Genomic DNA, 26,139 nt, shown 5'->3' on the forward strand with positions numbered 1-26,139 from the left:
GCGACCTCCCGACGATCAGATGGCCAGCTTGGCGAGGATGTCGCGCGCCTTCTCGGCGGTGGGCGGCTGGCACAGCACGTCGTAGCGGCCGGCGACGAGCTGCATGGTGGACGAGAAGTCGCGCTGGCCGCGGGTCGCGGCGTACGGGATGGTCGCCGAGATGAGGCCGAAGACGATGCCGCCGACGAGGCCGACGAGCAGCGGGCCGAGGAAGTCGGTGGAGAAGATGCCGAGCAGCAGACCGAAGAACACGCCGAGCCATGCGCCCGAGACGATGCCGCCACCGATCACCTTCGGCCACGTGAGCCGACCGGTGACCCGCTCGACCTGCATGAGATCGACACCGACGATGGTGACGTCCTCGACGGAGAAGTTCTGATCGGCCAGATGGTCGACCGCGCGTTGCGCCTCGGCGTAGGTCGGGTACGAACCGACGGGCCAGCCCGTGGGAGGAGTCGGCAGACCGGGTACCTGGCGACCGGGTCCGAGGGGATTCGTCATGTCGTTTCGGCTCCTTCGCGATGCACGCCGACCGTCGCGGCGCCGGTCTCCATTCTGCCTCGACGGGGACCGGCACGCCGCGATGGTTCGCCCGATATGTTCTTTTTCCTGGTCGTTCCCGTCAGGAGGCCGGCGGCTCGAACTTCTGGGTGCGCTGCAACCCGGCGGCGCGGCCCTTGGCGGAGATCACGAGGGCCATCTTCCGGCTCGCCTCGTCGATCATCTCGTCGCCGAGCATCGCGGCACCGCGGGCGCCGCCCTCGGCCGAGGTGTGCCACTCGTAGGCGTCGAGGATCATCTCGGCCTTGTCGTAGTCCTCCTGCCGGGGGCTGAAGACCTCGTTGGCCGCGTCGATCTGACTCGGGTGCAGCACCCACTTGCCGTCGAAGCCCAGGGCAGCGGTGCGCTGCGCCGACCGGCGGAAGGCGTCGATGTCGCGGATCTGGAGGTAGGGACCGTCGATGGCCTGCAGCCCGTGGGCACGCGCGGCCATGAGGATCGTCATGAGGATGTGGTGGTAGGCGTCGCCGACGTCGTAGCCCTCGGGCTGCTCACCGACGACGAGGGTGCGCATGTTGATGCTCGCCATGAAGTCGGCGGGACCGAACACGAGCGTCTGCACGCGCGGGCTCGCCGTCGCGATCTCGTCGATGTTCGTCAGCCCGATGGCGTTCTCGATCTGCGGTTCGATGCCGATCCGTCCCACCTCGAGACCGTGGGCCTTCTCGACCTGCGTGAGGAGCAGGTCGAGTGCCTTCACGTGGCTCGCGTCGGGCACCTTCGGCAGCAGGATCGCGTCGAGGTTCGCGCCGGCGCCACCGACGACCGTCGCGACGTCGAGATAGGTCGCGTCCGTGGTCCAGTCGTTGACGCGCACGACCTTGATCTGGTCGCCCCAGCCGTCCTCGTTCAGAGCTTCGACGATGGTGTTGCGGGCCTGTTCCTTGGCCAGCGGCGACACGGCGTCCTCGAGATCGAGGAAGATCTCGTCGGCGGGAAGGCCCTTGGCCTTGTCGATCATCTTCCGGCTGCTGCCGGGAACCGCGAGTACCGACCTCCGGGGCCTGAACGAAAACGACATGACCTGACCAGACCTCCGAGTTCCGGGAACAGCGTGGGCACGCTCTAGCCTGGCAATCATGGCAGCAGTGAGCAAGGTCTTCGTCGCGCGGCTGGCCGGACTGGTCGTTCTCGGCCCCGACGGCGAGTCCATCGGCCGCGTCCGCGATGTCGTGCTGACCATCCGGGTGGGGCGTCAGCCTCCTCGTGCACTGGGGCTCGTCGTCGAACTGCCCACCCGCAAGCGGATCTTCGTCCCGATGCTGCGCGTGACCGCGATCGAGCCCGGCGCGGTCACCCTCGTGACCGGCAACGTGAGTCTGCGCCGGTTCACACAACGGCCCTCGGAGGTGCTCGCCCTCGGTCAGGTCCTCGATTCGCGTGTGCGCGTCGACGACCCGGAACTGCCGGACCTGATGGGTGTCGACGCCGTCGTGGTGGATCTGGGACTCGAGCTCATGCGCACCCGCGACTGGGTCGTCGCCCGCGTGGCGGTGCGTCGCCATCGCGGCCGGCTCGCGCGCCGCTCCCCCATCCACATCGTGGAATGGCCGCACGTGCACGGACTCACCCAGCAGGCGCTGTCGATGCCCGGACAGGGTGTCGCGCAGTTGCTCCTGCAGTTCGAGGACATGCGCCCGCCGGACGTCGCGAACGCCCTGCGCGACCTGCCGATCAAGAGACGTACCGAGGTCGCCGCGGCGCTCGACGACGAACGCCTCGCCGACATCGTTCAGGAGTTGCCCTCCGACGATCAGACCGATCTGCTCACCCAGCTCGGTCTCGACCGGGCGGTCGCGGTGCTCGAGGCGATGGATCCCGACGACGTCGCCGACCTCCTCGGTGAGCTGCCCGCCACGGACGCCGAGTCGTTCCTGCAACGCATGGACCCCGAGGACTCCGAGCCGGTGCGCCGCCTGCTCGAGCATTCCCCCGACACCGCCGGTGGTCTGATGACCCCCGAGCCGGTCGTGCTGACACCGGCGACCACGGTGGCCGAAGCGCTCGCCCGCGCCCGCAATCCGGATCTGAGCCCGGCCCTGGCGTCGATGGTCTTCGTCGTGCGGCCGCCCACCGCGACGCCCACCGGCAAGTACCTCGGCTGCGTCCATCTGCAACGATTGCTCCGGGAACCGCCTGCGAGCCTGGTGGGAGGGGTCGTCGACGACGATCTGCCGCGCCTGGCCCCCGACGACGCCCTGACCACCGTCACCCGGTACTTCGCGACGTACAACCTGGTCTGCGGCCCGGTGGTGGACGACGAGGGGCACCTGCTCGGCGCGGTGAGCGTCGACGACGTGCTCGACCATCTGCTGCCGGAGGACTGGCGCGAGGAGGACATCGAGGATGAGTGACCGCAGCACGCAGGGCCGCTCGCGCCTCGAGACACCCCAGGCGTCGAGGTTCCGGTTCAACTTCGACGCCGAGGCGGTCGGCCGGGTCAGCGAGTCGATCGCCCGGTTCCTCGGAACGGGCCGCTATCTCGCCATCCAGACGATCGTCGTCATCGTGTGGATCGCCCTCAACATCACCGCGGTCGGCCTGCAGTGGGATCCCTATCCGTTCATCCTTCTCAACCTGGCGTTCTCGACGCAGGCCGCCTACGCGGCGCCGTTGATCCTGCTGGCGCAGAACCGGCAGGAGAACCGCGACCGCGTGTCGCTCGAGGAGGACCGCGCCCGCGCCGAGCAGACCAAGGCCGACACCGAGTTCCTGGCACGTGAACTCGCGGCCCTGCGACTCGCGGTGGGCGAGGTCGCGACCCGCGACTATCTGCGTCGCGAACTCGACGACCTGCGTGCACTGCTGGTCGACGACGAGAACGAGGACGACGCCGGTCCTCCGCGCAGCCGCGCGCCCCGTCGCTGAAGGAACCCACCCGCTCGTCCTGTTGTCCGGCACGCCCGGTTGCACACAACGCGACATCCTTCTGTAACCTTCGTCACAGCAGTCGGACGGACGACCGGAGGAGGGTGATCGCGTGCGGTGGAGGGTCGCGCTGGCGATGCCGGTGATCGTCGCTGCCGGACTCGCGGCGACAGCGTCGTCGGCGACAGTGGTGGCGGAGACGACGTCCACCGAGGCCGAGCCGAGCGCCGCCCCGGCGGTGGGCGTGCTCCCCGGCGAGGTGCGCGAGGCGCAGCCACTGCGCAGCCCGAGCGACCCGCTCGCCCAGCTTCCGCCCGAGGCCCTGGCCGCGGCAGGAGGTGCGGCGGTGCTCGGGGACGGGCCGCTCGCAATCCCCGAACTGGTCTTCTACGCCTATCGCGCGGCCGAGATGCAGCTGGCCATCGACTCCCCCGAGTGCGGCCTGCCGTGGAATCTGCTCGCCGCCGTCGGGCGGCTGAGCTCCGGGCACGCGGACGGGGGACGCACCGACATCCTGGGCACGCTGACCACGCCGGTCGTCACCCCGGAGGGACTGCTCGGGCCGATGCGCCTGGCCCCCGCGGTGTGGGAGCAGTACTCCGCCGACGGCAACGCGGACGGCACCGCCGATCCGCAGAACATCTTCGACGCGACCCTGGCCGCCGGTGCCCGGATGTGCGCGGAGGGCGGAAACCTGCGCGAGCCCGACGGTGAGGCGCGGGCGGTGGCGGCGGTCGATCCGTCCCCTGACTATCTGGCGAACGTCCGGACCTGGTCGGGCGCGTATGCGAAGGCGGCCGAGGTGGCTCCCGCCGATCTCGCCCCGATCCCGGCGCGGCCGGTTCCGAACGCCGCGGATGTCGCGGCCCCCGCTCCGGCTCCGGTGGTCACCGTGCCCGCCCCGGCCGCAACGCCGCCGGCCGAGCCATCGGGCGAACAGGCGCCTGCAGAGCCCTCGCCGGAGCAGGCCGCCCCGGCTGCACCCGCGATGCCGGAGTTGCCCGAACTCCCCTGCCTGGTGCCCGCCTTCTGCGAGTAACTCCCGGCACACGAGCGAGATGACGACACGCGCGACACGCGTGTCGTCATCTTTTTCTTTCACCCCACCCGACCCACGGGACCAGCACGGATGGGCCACAGCAGTGCGCATGCACCCCCGTTACATCACGTTTGAGTAACGGAAAAGCATCGAATGCTGTAGCCTCGGCCCGGCACGTAACGAAGGTGTCTCGTTCCGAGGCACCCGAGGGAGGGTTATCCATTGGGCCGCCACGCCAAACCGTCGGATTCGAAGCTTCGGCGAAATTCCGTCATCGCGATGACCGGACTCGTTCCGGTCGGACTGGTCGCCGCAGCCGCGACCACTGCGGGTGCGTCGCCGCGAGCACTGATGGGTGCAGCTCACCACGAGACCGAGCCGACGGCGTCGTCGACCGACTCGGCCGACCTCGCCGCCGCGGTTCCCGAAGCGGTCGCCGCCGTGCAGACGATCATGCTCGAGCCCGAACCGGCACCCGTGCGCACCTTCAAGGCCGCCCCCGAGCCGGAACCCGAGCCCGAGGTCCTCGAGGAGGGCCCGCTCGGCATCCCCGGGATCAACTACGCCGCCTACCGCAACGCCGAGCGCGTCCTCGCCGAGGAGAATCCCGCCTGCGGCATGCACTGGACGCTCCTCGCCGGCATCGGCCGCGTCGAGTCCGGACACGCCAACGGTGGTCGCGCCGACGACAAGGGCAACCTGCTCGAGCCCGTCATCGGCTTGCCGCTCAACGGCAGCCTGCCCGGCCAGGCCGTCATCCACGACACCGACGGCGGCGCTCTCGACGGCGACACCGTCTACGACCGCGCGGTCGGGCCGATGCAGTTCATCCCCACCACGTGGAACCAGTACGCGGGCGACGGCAACGGCGACGGGGTCTCCGATCCCCAGAACCTGTACGACTCGACGCTCACCACCGCGAAGTACCTGTGCGACGGCGGCCTCGACATGCGCAACATCGCGCACTCGACGAAGGCGATCCACCGCTACAACAACTCGATGGCCTACGTGGCGAACGTGCTCGCCTGGTCGACGGCCTACTCCACCGGCATCGACCCGAGCCCCGCGGATCTGCCCCGTATCCACTGACAGGCGAAGGCGGCCGTCGGGTCACCTCGACCGAAGGCGGTCGTCGGGTCACCGTCGACCCGTATCCGGTCGCGAGCGGCCTGCCGCCTACCATGGGCGTCATGGCAGTCAGTGAGTCCGACGTCCGCAGTGCGCTCGCACGGGTCCAGGACCCGGAGATCCGCAAGCCCATCACCGATCTCGGAATGGTCAAGAGCATCGAGATCGGCGCCGACAGCAGCGTCGACGTGGCGATCTATCTGACCACCGCCGGGTGCCCCATGCGCACCGAGATCTCGGAGCGCGTCACCAAGGCCGTCGCCGACGTCGCCGGGGTGGGTGAGGTGCGGGTTGCCCTCGACGTGATGAACGACGAGCAGCGCACCGAGCTCCGCAAGTCGCTGCGCGGCGATTCCACCGAGCCCGTCATCCCGTTCGCCCAGCCCGGGTCCCTGACGCGCGTCTACGCGGTGGCCTCCGGCAAGGGCGGTGTCGGCAAGTCGTCGGTCACCGTCAACCTCGCCGCGGCCATGGCCTCGCGCGGACTGTCGGTGGGTGTCCTCGACGCCGACATCTACGGTCACTCGATCCCCCGCATGCTCGGCACGTCCGCGAAGCCCACGCAGGTCGAGCGGATGATCATGCCGCCGATCGCGCACGACGTGAAGATGATCTCCATCGCGCAGTTCACCGAGGGCAACACCCCGGTGGTGTGGCGCGGCCCGATGCTGCACCGCGCGCTGCAGCAGTTCCTCGCCGACGTCTTCTGGGGCGACCTCGACGTCCTGCTCCTCGACCTGCCGCCCGGCACGGGCGACGTCGCGATCTCCGTCGCGCAGCTGATCCCGAACGCCGAGATCCTCGTCGTGACGACGCCGCAGCAGGCCGCCGCCGAGGTCGCCGAGCGTGCCGGGTCCATCGCGCTGCAGACGCGTCAGCGCATCGCCGGCGTGGTGGAGAACATGTCGTGGCTCGAGCTGCCCGACGGCACCCGCATGGACGTCTTCGGCAGCGGTGGCGGTCAGGCCGTCGCCGAGCGGCTCACCCGCGCGGTGGGCGCGACGGTGCCGTTGCTCGGCCAGATCCCGCTCGACCCGGCCGTGCGCGAGGCCGGCGACTCCGGTACTCCGATCGTCCTCGCGGCGCCCGACTCGGCGCCCGCGGTGGCGCTCAAGGAGGTCTCCGACAAGCTCGCGGTGCGCAAGCGCGGACTGGCCGGCATGTCGCTGGGAATCGACACCACGCGTCACCTGTAGAGACCCATATCGATCGAGCCCCCGCCGTGCTTCACGGCGGGGGCTCGATCGTAGGAAAGCTGTCAGGTGGCGTCGGGATCGATCGGCGGCTTCTCGTCCGGAGCGAGCGGCTTCGACAGATTCGGCCGGGCCGCGCCGTTGGTGGGTGTTCCCGGGGTCGCCGAGGACGGCTTGTCGAAGTTGTTGGTGAGGATCGAGTCGTCGCCGTCGAGCAGATGCTTCGTGATCACGGCCCGCGGTGTCATGCCGCGCAGCTGGTTCAGCTCGGACAGCGGTTGCCGCAGGTCGTCGAACTCCGGCCCGAGTTCCTGCTTGAGCTGGTCGCGCGCACCCGTGGCGTAGTCGCGTACCTGACGCAGCGACTTGGCCACCCACGAGACGGCGCCGGGCAGGCGCTCCGGGCCGAGAACCACGAGGGCCGCCACGATGAGTACCAGGAACTCGCCCCAACCGATGTTGCCGAACACGCATCCAGGGTACGTGGTCGCGTCCGGATCGCATCACCTACGGGGAAGGTCACATCACGCGAGGGGAACCGTTCAGTCGGAGACGGGGGTGACCTCGACGTCGACGAGGCGGCCGTTGCGCACGAGCTGGACGGTGATCGGCTCGTCGATCTCCTGCTGCTGGACCGCCACGACGAGTTCGTCGGCGCTGGTGACCTCGCGGTCGCCGACCTTGACGATGACGTCGCCCTCGACGATGCCGGCGCGCTGGGCCGGGCTGTCCTGACGGACGTTGGCGACCTCCGCGCCGCTCGCGACGTCGTTGACGACCGAGCGCGCGTTCACGCCGATGTCCGGGTGGCGCATCTCGCCGGTGCGGATCAGCTCCTGCGCCACCTCGGTGACGTCGTCGATGGGGATCGCGAAGCCCAGACCCACCGAGCCGCCGGTTTCCGACTTGATCGCGGAATTGATGCCGATCACGCGCCCCTCCATGTCGATGAGGGGGCCGCCGGAGTTGCCGGGATTGATCGAGGCGTCGGTCTGGACGGCATCGATCACCGCGTCGGTGTCGGTGCCCTGTCCGCTGAGCCGCATGGGCCGATGCAACGCACTGACGATGCCGCGGGTGACGGTCTTGCTCAGGCCGAGCGGCGAACCGACCGCGACGACGTCCTCGCCCACCTGGACGTCCTCGGAGCGGCCCAGTTCGGCGACGACCAGGTTGTCGACGTCCTCGACGGCGAGCACGGCCAGGTCGGTCTTGATGTCGCGTCCGACGATCGATGCGGGCACCTTCGTGCCGTCGTCGAAGGTGACCTGCACCTTCGCGTCGGGATTTCCGGCGGCCATCGAGATGACGTGGTTGTTGGTGACGATGTAACCGGCACCGTCGATCACCACGCCCGAGCCGGTGCCGGCGTCGCCGCCGACGGTGGTCTGGATGGAGACGACCGCGGGGAGCACGGTGTCGGCGACCCGAGCGACCGCGCCGGTCGGCAGTTCCTCGTCGGGACCGGACTGGCTCAGGGTCACGCCGCGACTGGTCAGTGAGCCGTTGTCGGCGGTCGCCAGTGCCACGACAAGTCCGCCGACCATGCCGATCACGACAGCCACCGCGGCCAGGGTCGCGAGCGCGCGCGGCTGGACGCGGCGGTCGAACAACACTTCACGCAGGGTGAGTCCGGGAGCCGGGGGAAGTTCCTTCTCCTCCGCCTGCCCGGCCAGGGGCGGACCGAGCCGCACCGCGGAGTCGGGGTCGCGCCAGGGATCGGGTTCGGTGTCGTCCTCGGCCTCGGTCGCGGGCTGCGAAGGGGGACGCTGGAGCGTCTCGTCGGCGTCGGACGGCCGTCCGTAGGCCTCGGCCAGGATCGCGTCGGTCGGAGGTGCCTGCTGGACGCGCGGGTCGACGACGCGGGGATGGGCCGAGGAGTCGAACGATCCCTCGGCGCCGGCCGGGCGCCCGAAGACACGAGCCGATGCAGGATCGACGGTGGGCCGGTAGACGGGCCGGGGTTCGAGACGGGGAGCGTCGTCGGGGCGCGCGATCGCTCCGTCGGGCAGCCCCGACGAGGCGTTGCCGGACGAGCCTCTGCCCGACGAGTCCTTACCCGACGAGGCATGGGGCAGCTCGTCGTCGCGACGAGGATCGTCGCCGGCCCGTCGTTCGGTGTGCTGCGCAGATTCGGCCGTCACGCGTGCCCGTCTCCCCCGTCTAGGTCCGTCACGCAGCCCAGTATCACCGATGGCATCGGATCACCTGTTACCGCCCGTCCGGTCACCGGCGCCGGAGAATCGACCAGCGGCGCGCGGCGAAGCCTTCCTCCGCCTGAGGGCGCGGGGACGGATCGCACAGGTGGGACGGGATGTTGCTGAGCGTCCCGAGTAGCGAGCTCGGCATACGCGGTACGTGATCGGCAGCGGACCGCAATGCGTGGCGGGCCTGCTGCTGGGCTTCGACCTCGGCGGCACACTCCGGACACATCGACAGATGCTGGGCGGCCCGCATGTAGGCCGCCATGCGCAGTTCGCCGTCGACGAATGCGGCAACTGCCTCGCTGGCGAGATGTTCCGTGGAGCCGAACCTGCGAGGTGGTTGCACCATCGTCATCACTACCTCCCGGCGGCTACCCCGCATCGACGCGACCGTTTTCGACCTTTCCATGCTCGCGCAGGTACTCGCGGAGTGCCTGGCGGCCTCGGTGGATACGACTACGCACCGTACCGAGTTTCACCCCCAGTGTGGCACCGATCTCCTCATAGGACAGACCTTCGATGTCACAGAGCACCACCGCGGCACGGTACTCGGGTCCGAGCGAGTCCAGAGCGGACTGCAGGTCGGCGCCGAGACGCGCGTCGTGGTAGATCTCCTCGGGGTTCGGCCCTGCGGCCGGTACACGATCGTAGTCCTCCGGGAGCGCTTCCATCCGGATGCGGTTCCGGCGGCGCACCATGTCCAGGAAGAGGTTCGTGGTGATGCGATGCAACCAACCCTCGAAAGTGCCGGGCTGGTAGTTCTGCAACGACCGGAAGACGCGGATGAAGGTCTCCTGCGTGAGATCCTCGGCGTCCTGGGCGTTGCCGGAAAGACGGTAGGCGAGGCGGTAGACGCGGTCGCCGTGCTCACGAACGAGTTCGTCCCACGACGGCATGGCCGCGCGGTCCCCGGTGGCGTCGAACGCCGCGGTGCCGCTCAGGTCCGCCTCGAGGGCAGCGTCGAGCGCCGAGGCGTCGTTCTCGGGAACAGTGTGGGCTCGGGTCATGTGGATCGGTGGATCCTCCTCGTCGGGACCGCAGTGGTACTGGCTTCGGGGCCTACAACACTCGACCTGCAGGAAATATTCCTTCACAGGAACGTTCCCCGAGAGCGGTGCGTCCTCGAAGTCGTGAACCGGTGCGATCGTCCGGTTCGTCGATTGTCAGTTTTCCTCGCGGCGATGTGGCCGCCGTATGAGTAACCTGAAACGTCCCTGAGAAAACCGGTTCGGGCGTGTTCATCCGTCTAAATCACACAACTGGCGGCACCACTCCGTGCGCGCCTGCCTGCGCGAACGAATCGCCGAGGATAGCCTCAGTGGGGTGCAGACCAACGCCGATCGCATCCTGACCCACGCCGAGAACATCGTCGTCGAGGACGACGAGCTCGCCGCGGCGCGTGACCGTGCCGAAGATCTGGGCGCCGACCCGGTGTCCCCCTCAGTCGGAGCCGCCCTCGCGATGTTCGCCCGCATGCTCGACGCGAAGACGGTAGTGGAGATCGGGACCGGTGCGGGTGTGAGCGGGCTGTGGTTGCTGCACGGCCTCCGCGAGGACGGCGTGCTCACCACGATCGACAGCGAACCGGAACATCAGCGGGCCGCGAAGGTCGCCTTCCGCGAGGCAGGCATCGTGGCGTCGCGCACCCGGCTCATCAACGGCCGCGCGCTCGACGTGCTGCCGCGACTCGCCGACTCCGGCTACGACATGGTCTTCGTCGACGCGACCCCCGCCGACCACCCGCACTTCGTGCGCGAGGGCGTGCGTCTGCTCCGGCCGGGTGGCGTGATCGTGCTGCACAACGCCCTGCTCGACGGACGGGTCGCCGACCCCGCCGCCCGCGACGCGACGGTGCTCGCGGTGCGCGAGGCCACCCGCGCGGTGTCCGACGACGAGCGTCTCGCTCCGGTGGTCCTCCCCCTCGGCGACGGTCTGCTCTGCGCGGTGCGCCTCAGCTGATCCGCCGTCGGGGCGGGCACGTTCTCAGATCCAGATGCCCTTGCCGATGGCGACGACACCACCGTTGCTGACCGCGAACCGCTGACGGTCGCGCTCGAGGTCCACGCCGATGATCTCGCCGTCGCCGACGACGACGTTCTTGTCGAGGATCGCCCGGCGCACCACCGCACCCTTGCCGATGCGCACCCCGGGCATGAGCACGCTGCCCTCGACGGTCGCTCCGTCGTCGACCATGACGTTCGAGCTGAGCACCGAATTGCGGACCGTGGCGGCCGACAGGATGCTGCCGGCGCCGACGATCGATTCCTGCGCGAGACCGCCCTGCACGAACTTCGCGGGCGGCAGGTTCTCGGCGGCACCGCGGATGGGCCAGCGCCGGTTGTAGAGATTGAAGATCGGGTGGACCGACACGAGGTCCATGTGGGCGTCGTAGAAGGCGTCGAGCGTTCCGACGTCGCGCCAGTAGGCACGGTCGCGTTCGGTCGCGCCCGGGACGACGTTGTCGTTGAAGTCGTAGACGTGGGCCTCGCCCTGCTCGACGAGCGCGGGGATGATGTCGCCGCCCATGTCGTGGTCGGAGTCGGGATTCTCCGAGTCGGCCCGCAACGCCTCGACGAGGACCTTCGTGGTGAAGACGTAGTTGCCCATGGACGCGAACGTGACGTTGGGGTCGTCGGGCGTCCCGGGCGGGTGTGCGGGCTTCTCGAGGAACTGGGTGATCCGGCCGCTCTCGTCGCTGTCGATACAGCCGAACGCGAAGGCCTCGCTGCGCGGGACACGGATACCGGCGACGGTGACGCCGGCTCCCGACTCGATGTGCTGGCGCACCATCTGCTCGGGGTCCATCCGGTACACGTGGTCGGCGCCGAAGACCACGATGTACTCGGGATCCTCGTCGTAGACCAGGTTGAGCGACTGCAGGATCGCGTCGGCGCTGCCGGTGTACCAGCGGGGGCCGAGTCGCTGCTGGGCCGGCACCGGGGTGATGTACTCACCGGTGAATCCGGACAGGCGCCAGGTCTGCGAGATGTGCCGGTCGAGGGAGTGCGACTTGTACTGCGTGAGAACGCAGATGCGCAGGTAACCGGCATTCACGAGATTGCTGAGCACGAAGTCGATGAGGCGGTACGCGCCCCCGAACGGCACTGCCGGCTTGGCTCTGTCCGCGGTCAGCGGATACAGACGTTTGCCCTCGCCGCCGGCGAGAACGATTCCAAGCACATGGGGCTGGCTCCTCACACGCTTCAACCTATCCCCCGACCCAGGCCGCCGCCAGCGAAGCGCGATCTCGACGCCGATCGGAGTGTCGGGGCCGGGTGGCCGGAACCTGCGCGGCCCGCTACTTTGAGGCGGTGAGGGTGGCAATGATGACGCGGGAATATCCGCCTGAGGTGTACGGCGGGGCCGGAGTCCACGTCACCGAACTCGTCGAACAACTGCGTCGACTGGTCGAGGTCGACGTGCACTGCACAGGTGCACCGCGCGACACCGCGTTCGTGCACTCCCCCGACCCGGCATTGCGCGACGCCAATCCCGCCCTGACGACCCTGTCCGCCGGATTGCGCATGGCGCACGCTGCCGCCGGGGTCGACGTGGTGCACTCGCACACCTGGTACACGGGGCTGGCCGGTCATCTCGCCGCCGAACTCCACGACGTCCCGCACATCCTCACCGCGCACTCCCTCGAGCCGCGGCGGCCGTGGAAGGCCGAGCAACTCGGTGGCGGTTACCGCATCTCCTCCTGGTCCGAACGCAACGCCGTCCGGTACGCCGATGCGATCATCGCGGTCAGCGACGGGATGCGCCTCGACGTGCTCGACGCCTACCCGTTCGTCGATCCCGCTCGGGTCCACGTGGTGCGCAACGGTATCGACACCACCGTCTGGCATCCGGGCCCGGCCGAGCCGGGCCACGAGTCCGTCGTCACCCGCATCGGTCTCGATCCGGACCGCCCGATCGTCGTGTTCGTCGGCCGCATCACCCGGCAGAAGGGCGTCGGGCACCTGATCTCCGCGGCGCACCACCTCGATCCCGACATCCAGCTCGTCCTGTGTGCCGGCGCGCCCGACACCCCCGAGATCGCCGCGGAGACCGAACGCGCGGTGGCTGCCCTGCAGGATTCCCGTGACGGGGTGCACTGGGTGCGCGAGATGCTGCCCACCGAATCGGTCCGCGAACTGCTCTCGGCGGCGACGGTTTTCGTCTGCCCGTCGGTGTACGAACCGTTGGGGATCGTCAACCTCGAGGCGATGGCCTGCGAGACCGCCGTGGTGGCCTCCGACGTGGGGGGCATCCCGGAGGTCGTGGAGGACGGGACCACCGGGCGTCTGGTGCACTACGACGCGTTCGACACCGCGACCTACGAGCGTGCGCTCGCCGATGCCGTCAACGACGTCGCACGCGACCGCGACCGTGCCGCGCAGTGGGGCCGGGCCGGACGCGACCGCGCCGTCAGCGAGTTCTCGTGGGCGCAGATCGCCCGCCAGACCGTCGCCGTCTACCAGCAGGTGATCACGGCGCGGTAGGTTCGTCGGCCGTTCCGATCCGTCGCCACGTGGTGACGGTGACCGACACCGTCACGTCGAACGGGTCGGGCAGAGAGGCGAGCAACTCCGCGCGCCGGTCGGACGTCACGTGGTGGGCCGACGGCCCCATCCCCGCGACGAGGCCGAGCACATCGCGCGGGAGTGAGGCCGTGAAACGCACGTCCGTCCGTCCCGCCCGCTCGAAACGTCCCGACAGGGCGGACGAGAGCCGCTCGGTCTTCCGGTCGTCCACGCTCACCATGCCGGGCAACTCGACCAGTTCGCGCAGATGCTCCGAGGTGGGTGTCGCGACGACGAGCGTTCCGCCCGGGGCGAGCACGCGATGGCTCTCGGCGGCGTTGCGGGGCGCGAACACCGACAGCACATGAGTGAGCGACGCCGACTTCACGGGCAGTCGCTGCCACGCGTCGGCGAGGATCGCTCCGGTCCGGGGATGGCTGCGGGCGATGCGTCGCACCGCGGGCTTGGAGACGTCGAGTCCGATGCCGCGCGCTGCCGGCAGGGCGTCGAGCACGGACGCGAGGTACTGCCCCGTACCGGCCCCGACCTCGAGGATCGCAGCGTCGGCGGCTGTGTCCACCGCATGGGCGCCGGTGTCCACCGAATCGGCCGTGTCGACGCACGCGTCGGCGACCGCGCGGCGGATGAGGTCGTAGTGCCCGGCACCGAGGAAGTCGGCGCGGGCGGCGATCATGTCGGCGGTGTCGCCGGTGAACGGTGTCGAACCGCCGGCGAGCAGCGACACGTAGCCCTGGCGTGCGACGTCGAAGCTGTGCCCGCGATCGCACACCACGACGTTGTCGTCGAGGTCGAGCGCGGACTCGCAGTGAGGGCACGCGAGAAGGTCGATCACGTCGGCGAGCATCGCGCCTCCGATCGTGTTCTCAGGACGACACCGGGCCCCGCGCGCCGAGGAGCGCGGGGCCCGGAGTGCCCTGAGAGGGGCCGATCAGCTGGTGACACTCTTGAGTTCGTCGCCGAGTGCCGCAGCCTCTTCCGGCGTGAGCTCGACGACCAGACGTCCGCCGCCCTCGAGTGGAACCCTCATGACGATTCCTCGTCCCTCTTTGGTTGCTTCGAGGGGACCGTCCCCGGTCCGGGGCTTCATGGCCGCCATCCTCTGCTCCCTCCAAATCTGCACCCGACCGCCGGGCGCGTGGGTTACCGTGTGGTTGCATCGCCGGTCGCGGCGACGCGCACCTTCTCATTCTTCCCTATCCGGAATACGTGCGCGTAGCTGACTCCTGGGTAAGAGACTCCTCCGGGTTCTACGGGTCGAGTGACACCCAGCACGATTCGAGATGATCGTCGACCATCCCGGTGGCCTGCATCAGCGCATATGCAGTGGTAGGGCCCACAAACCGGAGGCCGTGACGCTTCAGCTCACGGGCCATCGCCGTGGACTCCGGCGTGACCGCCGGAATCTCCTCGACCGTTACCGAACGTCGCGCGCGTCGCGGCGGTGCGAACGACCACAGCAGCTCGTCGAGGTCGGTGGGCAGTTCGAGCACGGCCCGCGCGTTGGCGATCACCGCCTCGATCTTGCGGCGGTTGCGCACGATGCCGGGGTCGGCGAGCAACCTCTCGACGTCGGCCTCCGTGAAGCGGGCGACGGCCTCGACGTCGAAGCCGTGGAAGGCCGCGCGGAAGGCCTCCCGCTTGCGCAGGATCGTCAGCCACGACAGTCCCGACTGGAACGCCTCGAGGGAGAGCCGTTCGAACATCTCGTCGCGGCCGTGGAGCGGCCGGCCCCACTCGTAGTCGTGATAGTCGCGGTAGAGCGACGAACCGGGACCGTCGACGGCCCACGGGCACCGCACGCGGTCGTCGGTATCGGCCACGGGCCCCCGCCCGTCCGCCGTCATCGTGACTCCCCCGTCGACTCCGACGAAGCGCTCTCCGGAACGTCCTCCGCTTCGAGCTCTTCTGCCCCGACCTCCTGCCCGGCGCCGTCGACCGGTTCCCCGGCCGCGCGTGCCTCGGCGTCGGCGAGGCGGACCCGCAGATCGTCGACCTCGCGGGCGAGACGATCGAGCGCCCAGTCGACCTCGCTCATCTTGTAACCCCGCACGGTCTGCTGGAACCGCAGGTCGCGGATGTCGGTGCCGGTGACGTCGGTGGCCGGCAGCACCGTGACAGTGGTGCCCGGAGGCAGCGGCGCCAACGTCTCGCCCCGGCCGAAGACGGCGCTCGCGACGAAGAACAGCACGGCGGCGACGCCCGCCATCACGAGCACGTACAGCAGAACCGTGAGCATGCTCCGATCTTGGCACGAGCGTCCGACACCGGCCGGGACCGGTGCCGGACGGTCGGCTCAGCCGGTGACCGTCACCATCGGCGGGCGATCTGTGAGATCGACGGAGGTGTCGAACGGGACGAACGCGTCGCCCTCCACCAGGAACTGGGTGAGCGGCGCCCCCGAATCGGGGATCCCGCATCGCGAGAGCATCGTGCCCACGATCTGCCGGCTCATCGCCCCGAGTTCGGACAGCGGCCGGTTGCGGTGCTTGCGGACCCCGAGGTTGACCTGCGCGATCGCGTGGAGACCGAACCGGTCGTAGGTGTCGAGCAGCAACCCGATCTCCACCCCGTAACCCGGTGCGAACGGGACGGACTCGAGCAGTTCCCGCGTCCCCGCGTACTCACCGCCGAGCGGTTGCAGCACGCAGGTCAGCTCCGGTCGCAGGGCCGCGAGCAGCGGTCGTGCGACGAGCTCGGTCACGCGGCCACCACCGTGGGCGTCCTCGCCACCACCGGTGCGCAGAGGCCGCCGGTAGTACCCCTTGACGAGGTGGACACTGTCACCGAGCAGCAGCGGCCCGAGCAGTTTCGGCACGAAGGCCGGATCGGGATCGATCAGATCGGAGTCGACGAAGGCGATGATGTCGCCGGAGGTCGCCGCGAGCGACCGCCACAGCACCTCACCCTTACCGGGGACCGGTTCGATGCCCGGTACCGCTTCCTCCCTGGACATGACGCGGGCGCCCGCCGCGCGCGCCCGGGAGGCGGTCTCGTCGGTGGAACCCGAATCGAGGACCACCAGTTCGTCCACGAGACCACCGAGCAGCGGGTGGATCGTGTCGATCACTCCCGCGACGGTCTCCTCCTCGTTGAGGGCGGGCAGCACCACGGTCACCGTGCGACCGGCCTTGGCCGCGATCAGCTCGTCGATCGCCCAGGCGGGCCGATCCCAGCTGTTGACCTCGTTCCATGTGCGTGCAGGTGCACTCATGCCAACCCCCTCACCGTGCGCGCCGGCGGGCGTGTGCCCGCGATCGCCGCGACCATGTCGACCACCCGACGTGTGGCTGCCACCTCGTGTACCCGGAACATCCGTGCGCCGGCCGCTGCGGCCAAAGCTGTCGCTGCCAATGTGCCCTCCAACCGGTCGGCGAGTTCGACTCCCAGAGTCTCCCCCACGAAGTCCTTGTTGCTCAGCGCCATAAGCACAGGCCACCCGGTTTTTACAAGAACGTCCACGTGCCGCAACAGAGCGAGTCCGTGATGGGTGTTCTTTCCGAAATCGTGGGTCGGATCGATGAGGATCGAGTCGCTCGCGACGCCGGCGCGGGCGGCGGCATCCGCGGCGGTGACGACCTCCGCGACGACCTCCTCGACGACGTCGGTGTACCGCACGCGGTGCGGACGGGTGCGCGGGACGGCGCCGCCGGTGTGGGAGCAGACGATGCCGGCCCCGAGTTCGGCGGCGACCGCGACGAGCTCGGGGTCGGCACCGGCCCACGTGTCGTTGATCAGATCGGCGCCCTCGCCCACGGCGCGACGCGCGACCTCGCTGCGCCAGGTGTCGACGCTGATGAGCACATCCGGATACCGCTCGCGGATCGCGGCGACGAACGGCACGACGCGCCGGATCTCCTCGTCGCTGTCGACGACCTCACCCGGCCCGGCTTTCACCCCGCCGATGTCGACGAGGTCGGCACCCTCGGCCACCGCACGGTCGACGGCGGCGAGCGCCGCCTCGTCCTCGAAGGTCGCTCCCCGGTCGTAGAACGAGTCCGGGGTGCGGTTGACGATCGCCATGACGAGCGCTCTGTCGGTGGCGACGGGGCGCCCGCACAGGGTGGACGGTGCCGGACCGGGACGGGTCACGGGGGTCTGCTCGTCGACATCGGTCGCGGGGCCGCTCATGATCCCATCCTGACATGCTCAGCGACCGGGCAATTCTCCCCGCGCGACGCCGTCGACGAAGCCGTCGAAGATCGGACGGTAACCCTCGCTGCGACTCGCGAGGACGTACACCTCGTCCTCGCCGGTCTCGCTGTAGCCCTGCTTGCGCAGATCGACCTTCCGGCTCTTGAAGGTCGTCGTGTACTCGAGCTCGTCCACGATGCGGACGAAGAGCGGGACGGCGTAGTCCGGCAACGCGTCGTGCAGCGACTTCGCGAGTGCCGCCCCGTCGAGTTCGGCGCCTTCCTTCAGCGTGACCGCGGCCATCCCGGCGCGGCCGTCGGCCCCGTCGACCTCGACGCCGTAGACGACGGCCTCGGCGACCGTCTCGTGCGACGACACCGCGGCCTCGACCTGCGTGGTCGCGACGTTCTCCCCCTTCCACCGGAAGGTGTCGCCGAGCCGGTCGACGAAGGCGACGTGCATCCAGCCCTGGTCGCGGACGAGGTCGCCGGTGTCGAACCAGACGTCGCCGTCGGAGAACGCGTCGCGCAGCAGCTTCTTCTCGGTGGCCTCGGGATCGGTGTACCCGTCGAAGGGTGCGCGCGAGGTGACCTTCGCGAGGAGCAGTCCGACCTCGCCCTTGCCGACCTTCTTCAACCGGCCGTCGTCGCCGCGACGCGCCTGCCCGGAATCGGGGTCGTACTCGACGACGGCGTAGGGCAGCGGGCAGATGCCGGCGGTGCGCTTCTGGTCGAGCGCGTTGATGAAGGCGATGTTGCATTCGCTGGCGCCGTAGAACTCCGCGACGCGGTCGATGCCGAAGCGTTCGGTGAACTCGTCCCACAGTTCGGCCCGCAGGCCGTTTCCGACGGCCAGGCGGATCCCGTGGTCGGCGTCGTCCTCCCGCGGCGGCTGGTTGAGCAGGTAGCGGCAGATCTCACCGATGTAGATGAAGGCCGTGGCGCCGTTGCGTTCCGCGTCGTCCCAGAAGTTGGACGCCGAGAACTTCCGGCCGAGCCCGAAGGTGGCCCCCGCGGCGAGCACCGAGGACAACGCGACCGTCAGAGCGTTGTTGTGATAGAGCGGCAGGCAGGAGTACAGGACGTCGGTGCGGCGCAGGCGCACACCGAGACTGCCGAGACCCGACATCGACTTGAGCCACCGGAAGTGCGTCATGCGGCTGGCCTTCGGCAGTCCTGTGGTGCCGGAGGTGAAGATGTAGTAGGCCGTCTCGGACGCCCGCAGATCCTCGGTGACGGCGGGATTCGACGCGTCGGCGTCGCGGGCGGCGGTGTCGAGTTCATCGAAGCGCAGCACGGTGCGGGCCTGCGGTTCGCCGCCGAGGGAGTCGACGGCCTCCTCGCACTCCTCCCCGATCACGAGCGCGGCGCTGTCGAGCAGCGACAGGCTGTGCTCGAGCACCTCACCGCGCTGGTTGATGTTGAGCATGCCGGCGGCCGCGCCGAGCTTGACCGCGGCCAGCGCGACCAGCAGGGTCTCGGGCCGGTTGCCCATGAGGATGCCTACGACGTCGCCCTTGCCGACACCGCGATCGGCGAGCACCGCTGCGTACCGGTTGACCTGCGCGTTGGCCTCGCCGTACCCGATGGAGGCGCCCTCGAACCGGATGAAGGGCCGCTCCGGGTGACGCTCGGCGAGCTTCTGGAAGACCGACCCGATCGTCTCGCGGGCGGTCGGCTTCCGGGTCATACCGGCTGCTCCGCGCAACACGATGGGGAGATCGGTAGCCATCCGGGGCAGTTTCGAGACGAGTCCGGGCAGGGACACGACGGGGGCATTGTCTCGATCGGATCGAGTGGTCACGACAAATTTCCTCACGGCGACGTCGGGGACGGGCGGGCTCGCTCGGGCGACACCCACGGCGTTCCCCCGAACTTACCGAAGAGTAGATAAGCGCGCGGCGAAGTGGAACACCTCAGACCGCCGCGTACGGCGCAGCGCACCGGTCGAGCGCATCGGCGAGGTCGGTGGTGACCGCGAGACCGTCGAGTGCGCGTTGCGCGACGAAACCGGTGTCGACCATCGACCCGAGCCAGCCGAGCAGGCCGTCGAAGTGCCCCGTGGGATCGAGCAGGACGACCGGCTTGTCATGCATACCGAGATACCCCGCGGTCCACGTCTCGAACAGTTCCTCGAGGGTTCCGATGCCGCCGGGCAGGGTCAGGAAGGCGTCGGCGCGGTCCTCCATGATGCGTTTGCGCTCGCGCATCGTCTCGGTGACGATCAGCTCGTCGGCGTCGACGTCCGCGACCTCGCGGTGCACGAGTGCCTTGGGAATGACCCCGATCGTGTGCGCCCCGGCCGCGCGGGCCGCGTCGGCGACCGCGCCCATCATCGACACGTTGCCGCCGCCGGAGACCAGCTGCCAGCCCCGTCGGCCGATCTCGGTGCCGACCGCGGCCGCGAGTTCGAGGAACTTCTGGTCGACAGGGCCCGACGCGCAGTACACACAGACCGACAGAGCTTCGGTCACCATCCACTCCCGTTTCCGTACAGTTCGTTCTCGTCCTCGCCGCGATGCGCCTCGAGGATGATGTCCACCGTCTCCTCGATGCTGTCGGTGACGTACAGCAGGTCCAGATCGGCGGGCGAGATCTTGCCGCCGCGGACCAGCGTCTCGCGCAGCCAGCCCACCAGACCGTTCCAGTACTCCGATCCGAACAGCACGATAGGGAACTGCGTGATCTTGCGGGTCTGCACGAGGGTCAGTGCCTCGAACAGCTCGTCGAGCGTCCCGAAACCGCCGGGCAGACACACGAACGCCTGCGAGTACTTCACGAACATCGTCTTGCGCGCGAAGAAGTACCGGAAGTTCAGTCCGAGATCGACCCACTCGTTGAGGCCCTGCTCGAAGGGCAGCTCGATCCCCAGACCGATCGACAGTCCCCCGGCCTCGCTGGCACCGCGGTTGGCCGCTTCCATTGCACCCGGGCCGCCACCGGTGACGACGGCGTATCCGGCGTGGACGAGTGCGGCGCCGAGCTCGCGGCCGATCTCGTACTCCTCGTGATCGGCCGGGGTGCGTGCCGATCCGAAGACGGTGACGGCGCGAGGCACCTCGGCGAGCGCACCGAAGCCTTCGACGAACTCGCTCTGGATCCGCAGCACACGCCACGGATCGGTGTGCACCCAATCGGACGGGCCCCGGCGATCGAGCAGCCGCTGGTCCATCGTCGTCGTCTCGCGGGCGAGAGAGCCGCGCAGCTGCACCGGGCCCTGGTGCACGACCTCGCGACGGGAGCCGCGTTCGGAGGAGGAGTTGTCGCCGGACATGGCGGCCACGTTATCGGGTGAGATAGGAGCGCAGAACGGAGGTCACCTCGGTGATCCGCCCCACTTCGACGTGCTCGTCGCGCTTGTGCGCGAGGTTCGGATCGCCCGGGCCGTAGTTGACGGCCGGAATCCCCAGCGCCGCGAACCGCGAGACGTCGGTCCAGCCGTACTTGGCCCGGAACTTCCCGCCCGCGGCCTCGACGAGCGCGGCCGCCGCCGGGTTCGACAGTCCGGGCAGCGCGCCGGGCGACATGTCGGTGAGCTCCATCGAGATCGCGAGACCGTCGAAGACCTCCCGGACGTGCGCGAGTGCGTCGTCGGGGCTGCGATCCGGGGCGAACCGGAAGTTCACGTCGAGCGCGGCCGCGTCGGGCACCACGTTCCCGGCGACACCGCCCTCGATGCGCACGGCCGACAGTCCTTCCCGGTACACACAGCCGTCGATGTCGACCGACCGTGCCTCGTAGCGGGCCAGCCGGTCCAGCACGGGAGCGAGCTTGTGGATCGCGTTGTCGCCGAGCCAGGAGCGCGCCGAGTGCGCCCGCACACCGTCGGTCGTGATCCGCACCCGCAGGGTGCCCTGGCAGCCGGCCTCGATCTCACCCGAGGTGGGTTCGCCGAGGATCGCGACGTCCGCGTCGAGCCAGTCGCGCAGTTCGGTCTCGATCCGTCCGAGCCCGTTGTACGCGGCCGCGATCTCCTCGCAGTCGTACATCACGATCGTCAGGTCGTGCGCGGGATCGGTGACGGTCGCGGCGAGGTGCAGGAAGACGGCGTCGCCGGCCTTCATGTCGGAGGTGCCGCATCCCCACAGCAGGTCGCCGTCGCGCCGCGACGGCACGTTGTCGGCGATCGGGACGGTGTCGAGGTGGCCGGCGAGCATCACGCGGCTGCCGAGCCCGCGGTTCGTCCGCGCCAGGACACAGTTGCCGTTGCGCACGATCTCGAAGCCGTCGGTCTGCTCACGCAGGGCCGTCTCCACGGCGTCGGCGATGAGCGTCTCGTCCTGCGACACGCTCGGGATGTCGACGAGCGCGGCGGTCAGTTCGACGGGGTCGGCGTGCAGGTCCAGCTGCGGTACGGGCATACCTGCACGATACGAAACGCGTCCGCCCCTCAGACCCCGCACACGATTTTCTCAGGGGGGACACAGGCGCAGGACCGCCTCGCGTACGCTTCTCACCCGTGAGTGCACACGGAGCATCAGCAGTAGGCATCGCGAACATCACGGAGGACGGGACCGTCCTCGACACGTGGTACCCGGCACCCGCCCTCGGCGAGCCGAGCGAAACCGGAACGACGCGGCTCGAGGGCACGGACATCCCGTCCGATCTCGCCCTGCTCGCCGGTCACGACGAGGCGCGCGAGGTCCAGCAGGTCGTGGTGCGCACCGACATCGCAGACCTGTCGAAGCCCCCCGTCGACACTCACGACGCCTACCTGCGCCTGCACCTGCTGTCGCACCGTCTCGTCCAGCCACACGGACTCAACCTCGACGGCATCTTCGGTCTGCTCGCGAACGTCGTGTGGACCAACTACGGCCCGTGCTCGCTCGAGAATTTCGAGACCGTGCGCTCGCGTCTGCGCATCCGCGGACCGGTGACCGTCTTCGGTGTCGACAAGTTCCCCCGCATGGTCGACTACGTCGTTCCCGCCGGTGTCCGCATCGCCGACGCCGACCGCGTCCGCCTCGGTGCGCACCTCGCGTCCGGCACCACCGTGATGCACGAGGGCTTCGTCAACTTCAACGCCGGCACGCTCGGCAACTCGATGGTCGAGGGCCGCATCTCCGCGGGTGTCGTCGTCGACGACGGTTCCGACGTCGGTGGTGGCGCCTCGATCATGGGCACCCTCTCCGGTGGCGGCAAGGAGGTCATCTCCGTCGGCAAGCGCTGCCTGCTCGGCGCGAACGCGGGCGTGGGCATCTCGCTCGGCGACGACTGCATCGTCGAGGCCGGCCTGTACGTCACCGCCGGCACCAAGGTCACCGGACCGGACGGCACCGTCGTCAAGGCCGCGACGCTCAGCGGCGCCTCCAACCTCCTGCTGCGACGCAACTCGGTGAGCGGTGCGGTCGAGGTCGTGCCGAACAAGGGCAGCGGAGTCGAACTGAACGCGGCTCTGCACGCCAACGACTAGCTCTGCACCCCACGACAGATTCGGAACCGAGAAACTGTGAGTGAAACCCAGCGGCCCGCTTCCGAGGTCGAACATCTCGGGAGCGGCCTGAAGGTCCGCCATCTGACCATGATGGGACTCGGCTCCGCCATCGGCGCGGGCCTGTTCCTCGGTTCCGGAGTGGGTATCGCCGCCGCCGGTCCGGCCATCATCGTGTCGTACCTGCTCGCCGGTGTGATGATCATCTTCGTGATGCGCATGCTCGGCGAGATGGGTGCCGCGCTGCCGGTGAGCGGTTCGTTCTCGCACTACGCGCGCATCGGGATCGGCCGCTGGGCCGGATTCTCGATGGGCTGGCTGTACTGGTTCATGCTGATCATGGTGCTCGGTGTCGAGATCACCGGCGCCTCCGCGATCGTGCAGTCGTGGCTACCGGGCGTACCCCAATGGGTGGTCGCGCTGGTGTTCGTCACCTTCTTCGCGGTCGTCAACCTCGCGCGGGTCGCCAACTTCGGCGAGTTCGAGTTCTGGTTCGCGGCGCTGAAGGTCACGGTCATCCTCGGATTCCTGGTGATCGGCATCCTGCTCGTGTTCGGTCTGCTCCCGGGCACCGAACCCGTCGGCACCACCCACCTGCTCGGGGACGGCGACGGTTTCGCGCCCAACGGCATCGCCGGCATCGCCGCCGGTCTGCTCGCGGTGGCCTTCGCGTTCGGCGGCATCGAGATCGTCACGATCGCCGCAGCCGAATCCAAGGACCCGGAACGGTCCATCGCGACCGCCGTGCGCAGCGTCGTCTGGCGCATCTCGATCTTCTACCTCGGGTCGATCTCGATCATGGTGCTCGTGCTGCCGTGGACCGCGGCGAGCGGCGAGACCTCCCCGTTCGTCTCGGTGCTCGACATCGCCGGCATCCCCTACGTGTCCGGCTTCATGGAACTCGTCGTGGTGATCGCGCTGCTGTCGGCGTTCAACGCCAACGTCTACGGCACCTCCCGCATGGCCTACTCGCTGGCACGCGGCGGCGACGGCCCGGCCTGGCTCAGCAAACTCACCCACCACGGAGTGCCCCGCAACGCGGTGCTCGTCTCGGTGTTCTTCGGTTTCGTCAGCGTGTGGCTCAACTGGCTGCTGCCCGACACCATCCTCGGGATCCTGCTCAACGCGGTCGGATCGGCGCTCATCGCGATCTGGTTGTTCATCGTCGTCTCGCATCTGCGGCTGCGCCGCAAGTTCGAGCGCGAAGGCACCATCCGCCTGCGCATGTGGCTGTTCCCCTATCTCAGCTGGTTCACGCTCGCGATGCTCATCGGCTTCATCGTGCTGATGCTGTCCGACAGCGCGGCCCGGGTCCAGCTCGCGTCGACCTTCGTGCTGTTCCTGATCATCACGGCGCTCGGCTTGCTCTGGCACCGCACCCACGACGACAAGACGGTCAGCCACCCGTCCGATCGGCCAGCGCAGTGAGCACCAGCTCGGTGATGTCGAGCGGATCGCTCGTCCGGTAGCTCACCCCTCCGGTCGCCGCGGCGATCTGCTCGAGGGTTGCGGTGTCCACGTCCTCACCGAGTCCGATCGTCACGATCCGGACCGGCCTGGACGGATCGTTCTCGTTCGAGAGGACCGCGAGCAGTTCGTCCTTCGACATCGCGGAACCGTTGTCGGCGCCGTCGGTCACCACGACGACACTGTTGGCCGCGCGCGGATCGTAGCTGTCCTGCACGTACCGGAAGGCCGCGAGGATCGTGTCGTAGAGCGCGGTGGTCTCGTCGGCCGTACCGGCCATCTGCGCGACGAGCGAGGTGAGCAGGTCGCGTTGGGTACCGTCGTCCACCACCGCATCGAAGCGCCGGATCGGTGCCGCCACGATGTAGTCCCCCGTTGCCTCGGCGCGGTCGTTCGGCAATGTGGCGTAGTCGCTCACTCCCCCACCGAAGAACCACAGGCCCGCTGAGACGTTCCCGGGCAGGACCTCGTTGGCGGCGGTCGCGGCGCGCCGGACCAGTTCGATCCGACTCTCGTCGCCGAGATTACGGTTCATCGACGCGGAGACGTCCACCGCGAACACGGTGCGCACGGGAAGCGCCTGCAACGCCCACACGTTCATCGCCTCCTCGGCGACGGTCTCGTCGTCGAGTTCGAGCACCGGCACCGCTCCCACACCGCGGCCGTCGGGCAGGGGTCGTCCGCCTCCGTCCCGGAAGCCGTGACGGGTCAGCCTGTCGAGTCCTTCGGACGTGTGCAGCGCGTCGGTCAGCGCCGTGGCGGCCGCCGCCGCGGCGTCGTGCCGTTCTCCGCGCGCCGTCACGACCACCGGATAGTCCACGAGCAGCGTCCCGGTGGCGGGTACCTCGATGCCCAGTTCGCGCTTGTGGACGCTGCGATAGGTCTCGACCTGCTGTTCGGTGCTCACCACCGTCCCACCATCGGCGACGGTCTCCTCGAGCAAGGTCGATCCGGTAGGTACCTCCTCGTCGCGAACCCCCTCCCGCTCGGCGAGCGGCGCCATGACGGGACGGACCGTGCCCATCGCGACGGGATCGTCGGCGGCCTCGGCCAGCACGGCGCGGATGGCACCTGCCGCGGGACCGGAGCGCAAGGGATTGCCGAAGACGAGACCGGGATCGGACAGGGCCTCCTGCCAGTCGGCCGCCGGTTCGACGGTGCCCGGCGCACCCGCGATCACGAGCGGCGTGGTGGCCAGCGGTGTCGACACCGTGCGCACCGGGCCCGTGGCGGTCTCACCCGCCCACGACGCCCACCATCCGCCCGCCGGGAGCCACAGGTCGGGGACGTCGTCGGTCGCCAGTCGCGCCGACACCTCCCCCGGTTCCTGTTCGACGACCTCGAACTCCGTACATCCGGATACCGAGGTCCCCTCGATCACCGGTGCGAGGTCGGCGGTGACCGCCACGGTGTAGCGCTCGGAGTCGTCGCACCCACTCCGCCGCTCCACGAACAGGAAGGCGACGGATCCGGCCGCGAGGACGAGGATCACGGCGACGACGAACCAGCGCGCCCGACCCCCGCCCGGCCGTGCATCCCCACTCACGCCGCCACGACGGCTCGGCGGATCCGACTCGGACGGTCCGGACTCC

Annotated in this window: 27 protein-coding genes; 9 read left to right on the top strand and 18 right to left on the bottom strand. The window is 69.3% G+C overall.

The genetic code is table 11. From position 1 onward, the window contains the following. Positions 1-15: 15 nt before the first annotated feature. Together ACPCXD_RS16095 and ACPCXD_RS16100 are read right to left on the bottom strand one after the other, a co-directional pair. Positions 16-501 carry a general stress protein gene (locus tag ACPCXD_RS16095; protein ID WP_016692026.1) on the bottom strand — a complete coding sequence of 162 codons (486 nt, stop codon included), beginning with the start codon at positions 499-501 and terminating at the stop codon, positions 16-18. 121 nt (positions 502-622) lie between these two features. Continuing rightward, positions 623-1,582 carry an HpcH/HpaI aldolase/citrate lyase family protein gene (locus ACPCXD_RS16100; RefSeq protein ID WP_026061106.1) on the bottom strand — a complete coding sequence of 320 codons (960 nt, stop codon included), beginning with the start codon at positions 1,580-1,582 and terminating at the stop codon, positions 623-625. A gap of 58 nt (positions 1,583-1,640) precedes the next feature. Between ACPCXD_RS16100 and ACPCXD_RS16105 the strand changes: the two genes are divergently transcribed. From ACPCXD_RS16105 to ACPCXD_RS16125, 5 genes are all read left to right on the top strand, one after another. After that, entirely contained in the window at positions 1,641-2,915 is a 1,275-nt protein-coding gene (locus ACPCXD_RS16105; protein WP_006554297.1) for a magnesium transporter MgtE N-terminal domain-containing protein, read from the top strand. Then, on the top strand, positions 2,908-3,429 hold the full coding sequence (locus ACPCXD_RS16110) for a DUF1003 domain-containing protein (protein WP_088896697.1): 522 nt from the start codon (positions 2,908-2,910) through the stop codon (positions 3,427-3,429). The genes ACPCXD_RS16105 and ACPCXD_RS16110 overlap by 8 nt, the downstream gene beginning before the upstream one ends. A gap of 112 nt (positions 3,430-3,541) precedes the next feature. Next, positions 3,542-4,468 (top strand): lysozyme family protein, encoded by a 927-nt coding sequence (locus tag ACPCXD_RS16115; RefSeq protein WP_016692029.1) that lies wholly within the window; start codon positions 3,542-3,544, stop codon positions 4,466-4,468. Between the two features lie 222 nt (positions 4,469-4,690). Continuing rightward, entirely contained in the window at positions 4,691-5,557 is an 867-nt protein-coding gene (locus ACPCXD_RS16120) for a lytic transglycosylase domain-containing protein (protein ID WP_172414831.1), read from the top strand. A gap of 101 nt (positions 5,558-5,658) precedes the next feature. Then, complete coding sequence (locus ACPCXD_RS16125) at positions 5,659-6,792, top strand: Mrp/NBP35 family ATP-binding protein (RefSeq protein WP_026061108.1); 1,134 nt, start codon at positions 5,659-5,661, stop codon at positions 6,790-6,792. Positions 6,793-6,854: 62 nt separating this feature from the next. Here ACPCXD_RS16125 and tatB read toward each other — a convergent pair whose 3' ends face one another. From tatB to sigE, 4 genes are all read right to left on the bottom strand, one after another. Further along, a complete protein-coding gene (gene tatB, locus ACPCXD_RS16130) occupies positions 6,855-7,259 on the bottom strand; it encodes a Sec-independent protein translocase protein TatB (RefSeq protein WP_423660295.1) in 405 nt (134 codons plus the stop codon). Between the two features lie 72 nt (positions 7,260-7,331). After that, a complete protein-coding gene (locus ACPCXD_RS16135) occupies positions 7,332-8,801 on the bottom strand; it encodes a S1C family serine protease (protein WP_423660410.1) in 1,470 nt (489 codons plus the stop codon). A 214-nt stretch (positions 8,802-9,015) separates the two neighbouring features. Continuing rightward, positions 9,016-9,348, bottom strand: coding sequence for an anti-sigma factor family protein (locus ACPCXD_RS16140; protein ID WP_423660297.1), 333 nt, complete (start codon positions 9,346-9,348; stop codon positions 9,016-9,018). Between the two features lie 16 nt (positions 9,349-9,364). Continuing rightward, positions 9,365-10,000, bottom strand: a complete 636-nt coding sequence (gene sigE, locus ACPCXD_RS16145) for an RNA polymerase sigma factor SigE (protein ID WP_059382979.1) — start codon at positions 9,998-10,000, stop codon at positions 9,365-9,367. Positions 10,001-10,316: 316 nt separating this feature from the next. Here sigE and ACPCXD_RS16150 point away from each other — a divergent pair, with 316 nt between their 5' ends. After that, entirely contained in the window at positions 10,317-10,952 is a 636-nt protein-coding gene (locus ACPCXD_RS16150; RefSeq protein WP_258260523.1) for an O-methyltransferase, read from the top strand. A 24-nt stretch (positions 10,953-10,976) separates the two neighbouring features. On the opposite strand, the gene glgC is transcribed toward ACPCXD_RS16150, so the two are convergent. Then, on the bottom strand, positions 10,977-12,191 hold the full coding sequence (glgC, locus tag ACPCXD_RS16155) for a glucose-1-phosphate adenylyltransferase (RefSeq protein WP_037190186.1): 1,215 nt from the start codon (positions 12,189-12,191) through the stop codon (positions 10,977-10,979). Between the two features lie 113 nt (positions 12,192-12,304). Between glgC and glgA the strand changes: the two genes are divergently transcribed. After that, a complete protein-coding gene (gene glgA, locus ACPCXD_RS16160; RefSeq protein WP_026061110.1) occupies positions 12,305-13,477 on the top strand; it encodes a glycogen synthase in 1,173 nt (390 codons plus the stop codon). Here glgA and ACPCXD_RS16165 read toward each other — a convergent pair. From ACPCXD_RS16165 to dapE, 10 genes are all read right to left on the bottom strand, one after another. Then, a complete protein-coding gene (locus ACPCXD_RS16165) occupies positions 13,464-14,363 on the bottom strand; it encodes a putative RNA methyltransferase (RefSeq protein WP_145692664.1) in 900 nt (299 codons plus the stop codon). The genes glgA and ACPCXD_RS16165 overlap by 14 nt on opposite strands. A gap of 84 nt (positions 14,364-14,447) precedes the next feature. Further along, positions 14,448-14,615, bottom strand: a complete 168-nt coding sequence (locus ACPCXD_RS16170) for a DUF3117 domain-containing protein (RefSeq protein WP_006554284.1) — start codon at positions 14,613-14,615, stop codon at positions 14,448-14,450. Between the two features lie 151 nt (positions 14,616-14,766). Beyond that, complete coding sequence (locus tag ACPCXD_RS16175; RefSeq protein WP_145692665.1) at positions 14,767-15,363, bottom strand: DNA-3-methyladenine glycosylase I; 597 nt, start codon at positions 15,361-15,363, stop codon at positions 14,767-14,769. Next, complete coding sequence (locus tag ACPCXD_RS16180) at positions 15,360-15,755, bottom strand: DivIVA domain-containing protein (protein ID WP_106200387.1); 396 nt, start codon at positions 15,753-15,755, stop codon at positions 15,360-15,362. The genes ACPCXD_RS16175 and ACPCXD_RS16180 overlap by 4 nt, the downstream gene beginning before the upstream one ends. 57 nt (positions 15,756-15,812) lie before the next feature. Next, complete coding sequence (locus ACPCXD_RS16185) at positions 15,813-16,730, bottom strand: glucosyl-3-phosphoglycerate synthase (RefSeq protein ID WP_106200388.1); 918 nt, start codon at positions 16,728-16,730, stop codon at positions 15,813-15,815. Next, positions 16,727-17,647 carry a dihydropteroate synthase gene (folP, locus tag ACPCXD_RS16190; RefSeq protein ID WP_106200389.1) on the bottom strand — a complete coding sequence of 307 codons (921 nt, stop codon included), beginning with the start codon at positions 17,645-17,647 and terminating at the stop codon, positions 16,727-16,729. Before folP ends, ACPCXD_RS16185 begins: the two co-directional genes overlap by 4 nt. 18 nt (positions 17,648-17,665) lie before the next feature. Beyond that, on the bottom strand, positions 17,666-19,417 hold the full coding sequence (locus ACPCXD_RS16195) for a long-chain-acyl-CoA synthetase (protein ID WP_258260615.1): 1,752 nt from the start codon (positions 19,415-19,417) through the stop codon (positions 17,666-17,668). Positions 19,418-19,565: 148 nt separating this feature from the next. Further along, positions 19,566-20,126, bottom strand: a complete 561-nt coding sequence (locus tag ACPCXD_RS16200; protein WP_120281869.1) for an LOG family protein — start codon at positions 20,124-20,126, stop codon at positions 19,566-19,568. Next, the gene (locus ACPCXD_RS16205; protein WP_026061113.1) at positions 20,120-20,923 is read right to left on the bottom strand and encodes an LOG family protein; all 804 of its coding nucleotides are present in this window, start codon (positions 20,921-20,923) and stop codon (positions 20,120-20,122) included. The genes ACPCXD_RS16200 and ACPCXD_RS16205 overlap by 7 nt, the downstream gene beginning before the upstream one ends. Positions 20,924-20,933: 10 nt before the next feature. Beyond that, entirely contained in the window at positions 20,934-22,010 is a 1,077-nt protein-coding gene (gene dapE, locus ACPCXD_RS16210) for a succinyl-diaminopimelate desuccinylase (protein ID WP_016692048.1), read from the bottom strand. Positions 22,011-22,108: 98 nt separating this feature from the next. Here dapE and dapD point away from each other — a divergent pair, with 98 nt between their 5' ends. Continuing rightward, the gene (gene dapD, locus ACPCXD_RS16215; RefSeq protein WP_160874837.1) at positions 22,109-23,062 is read left to right on the top strand and encodes a 2,3,4,5-tetrahydropyridine-2,6-dicarboxylate N-succinyltransferase; all 954 of its coding nucleotides are present in this window, start codon (positions 22,109-22,111) and stop codon (positions 23,060-23,062) included. Positions 23,063-23,170: 108 nt separating this feature from the next. Continuing rightward, on the top strand, positions 23,171-24,508 hold the full coding sequence (locus ACPCXD_RS16220) for an amino acid permease (protein ID WP_226950111.1): 1,338 nt from the start codon (positions 23,171-23,173) through the stop codon (positions 24,506-24,508). Here the strand turns inward: ACPCXD_RS16220 and ACPCXD_RS16225 are convergent. Continuing rightward, the gene (locus tag ACPCXD_RS16225; protein WP_226949781.1) at positions 24,477-26,093 is read right to left on the bottom strand and encodes a substrate-binding domain-containing protein; all 1,617 of its coding nucleotides are present in this window, start codon (positions 26,091-26,093) and stop codon (positions 24,477-24,479) included. The two genes, ACPCXD_RS16220 and ACPCXD_RS16225, sit on opposite strands and share 32 nt — an antisense overlap. Between the last annotated feature and the right edge of the window lie 46 nt (positions 26,094-26,139).

The sequence above is a fragment of the Rhodococcus sp. AB351 genome (assembly GCF_049538275.1).
GTDB lineage: Bacteria > Actinomycetota > Actinomycetes > Mycobacteriales > Mycobacteriaceae > Rhodococcus.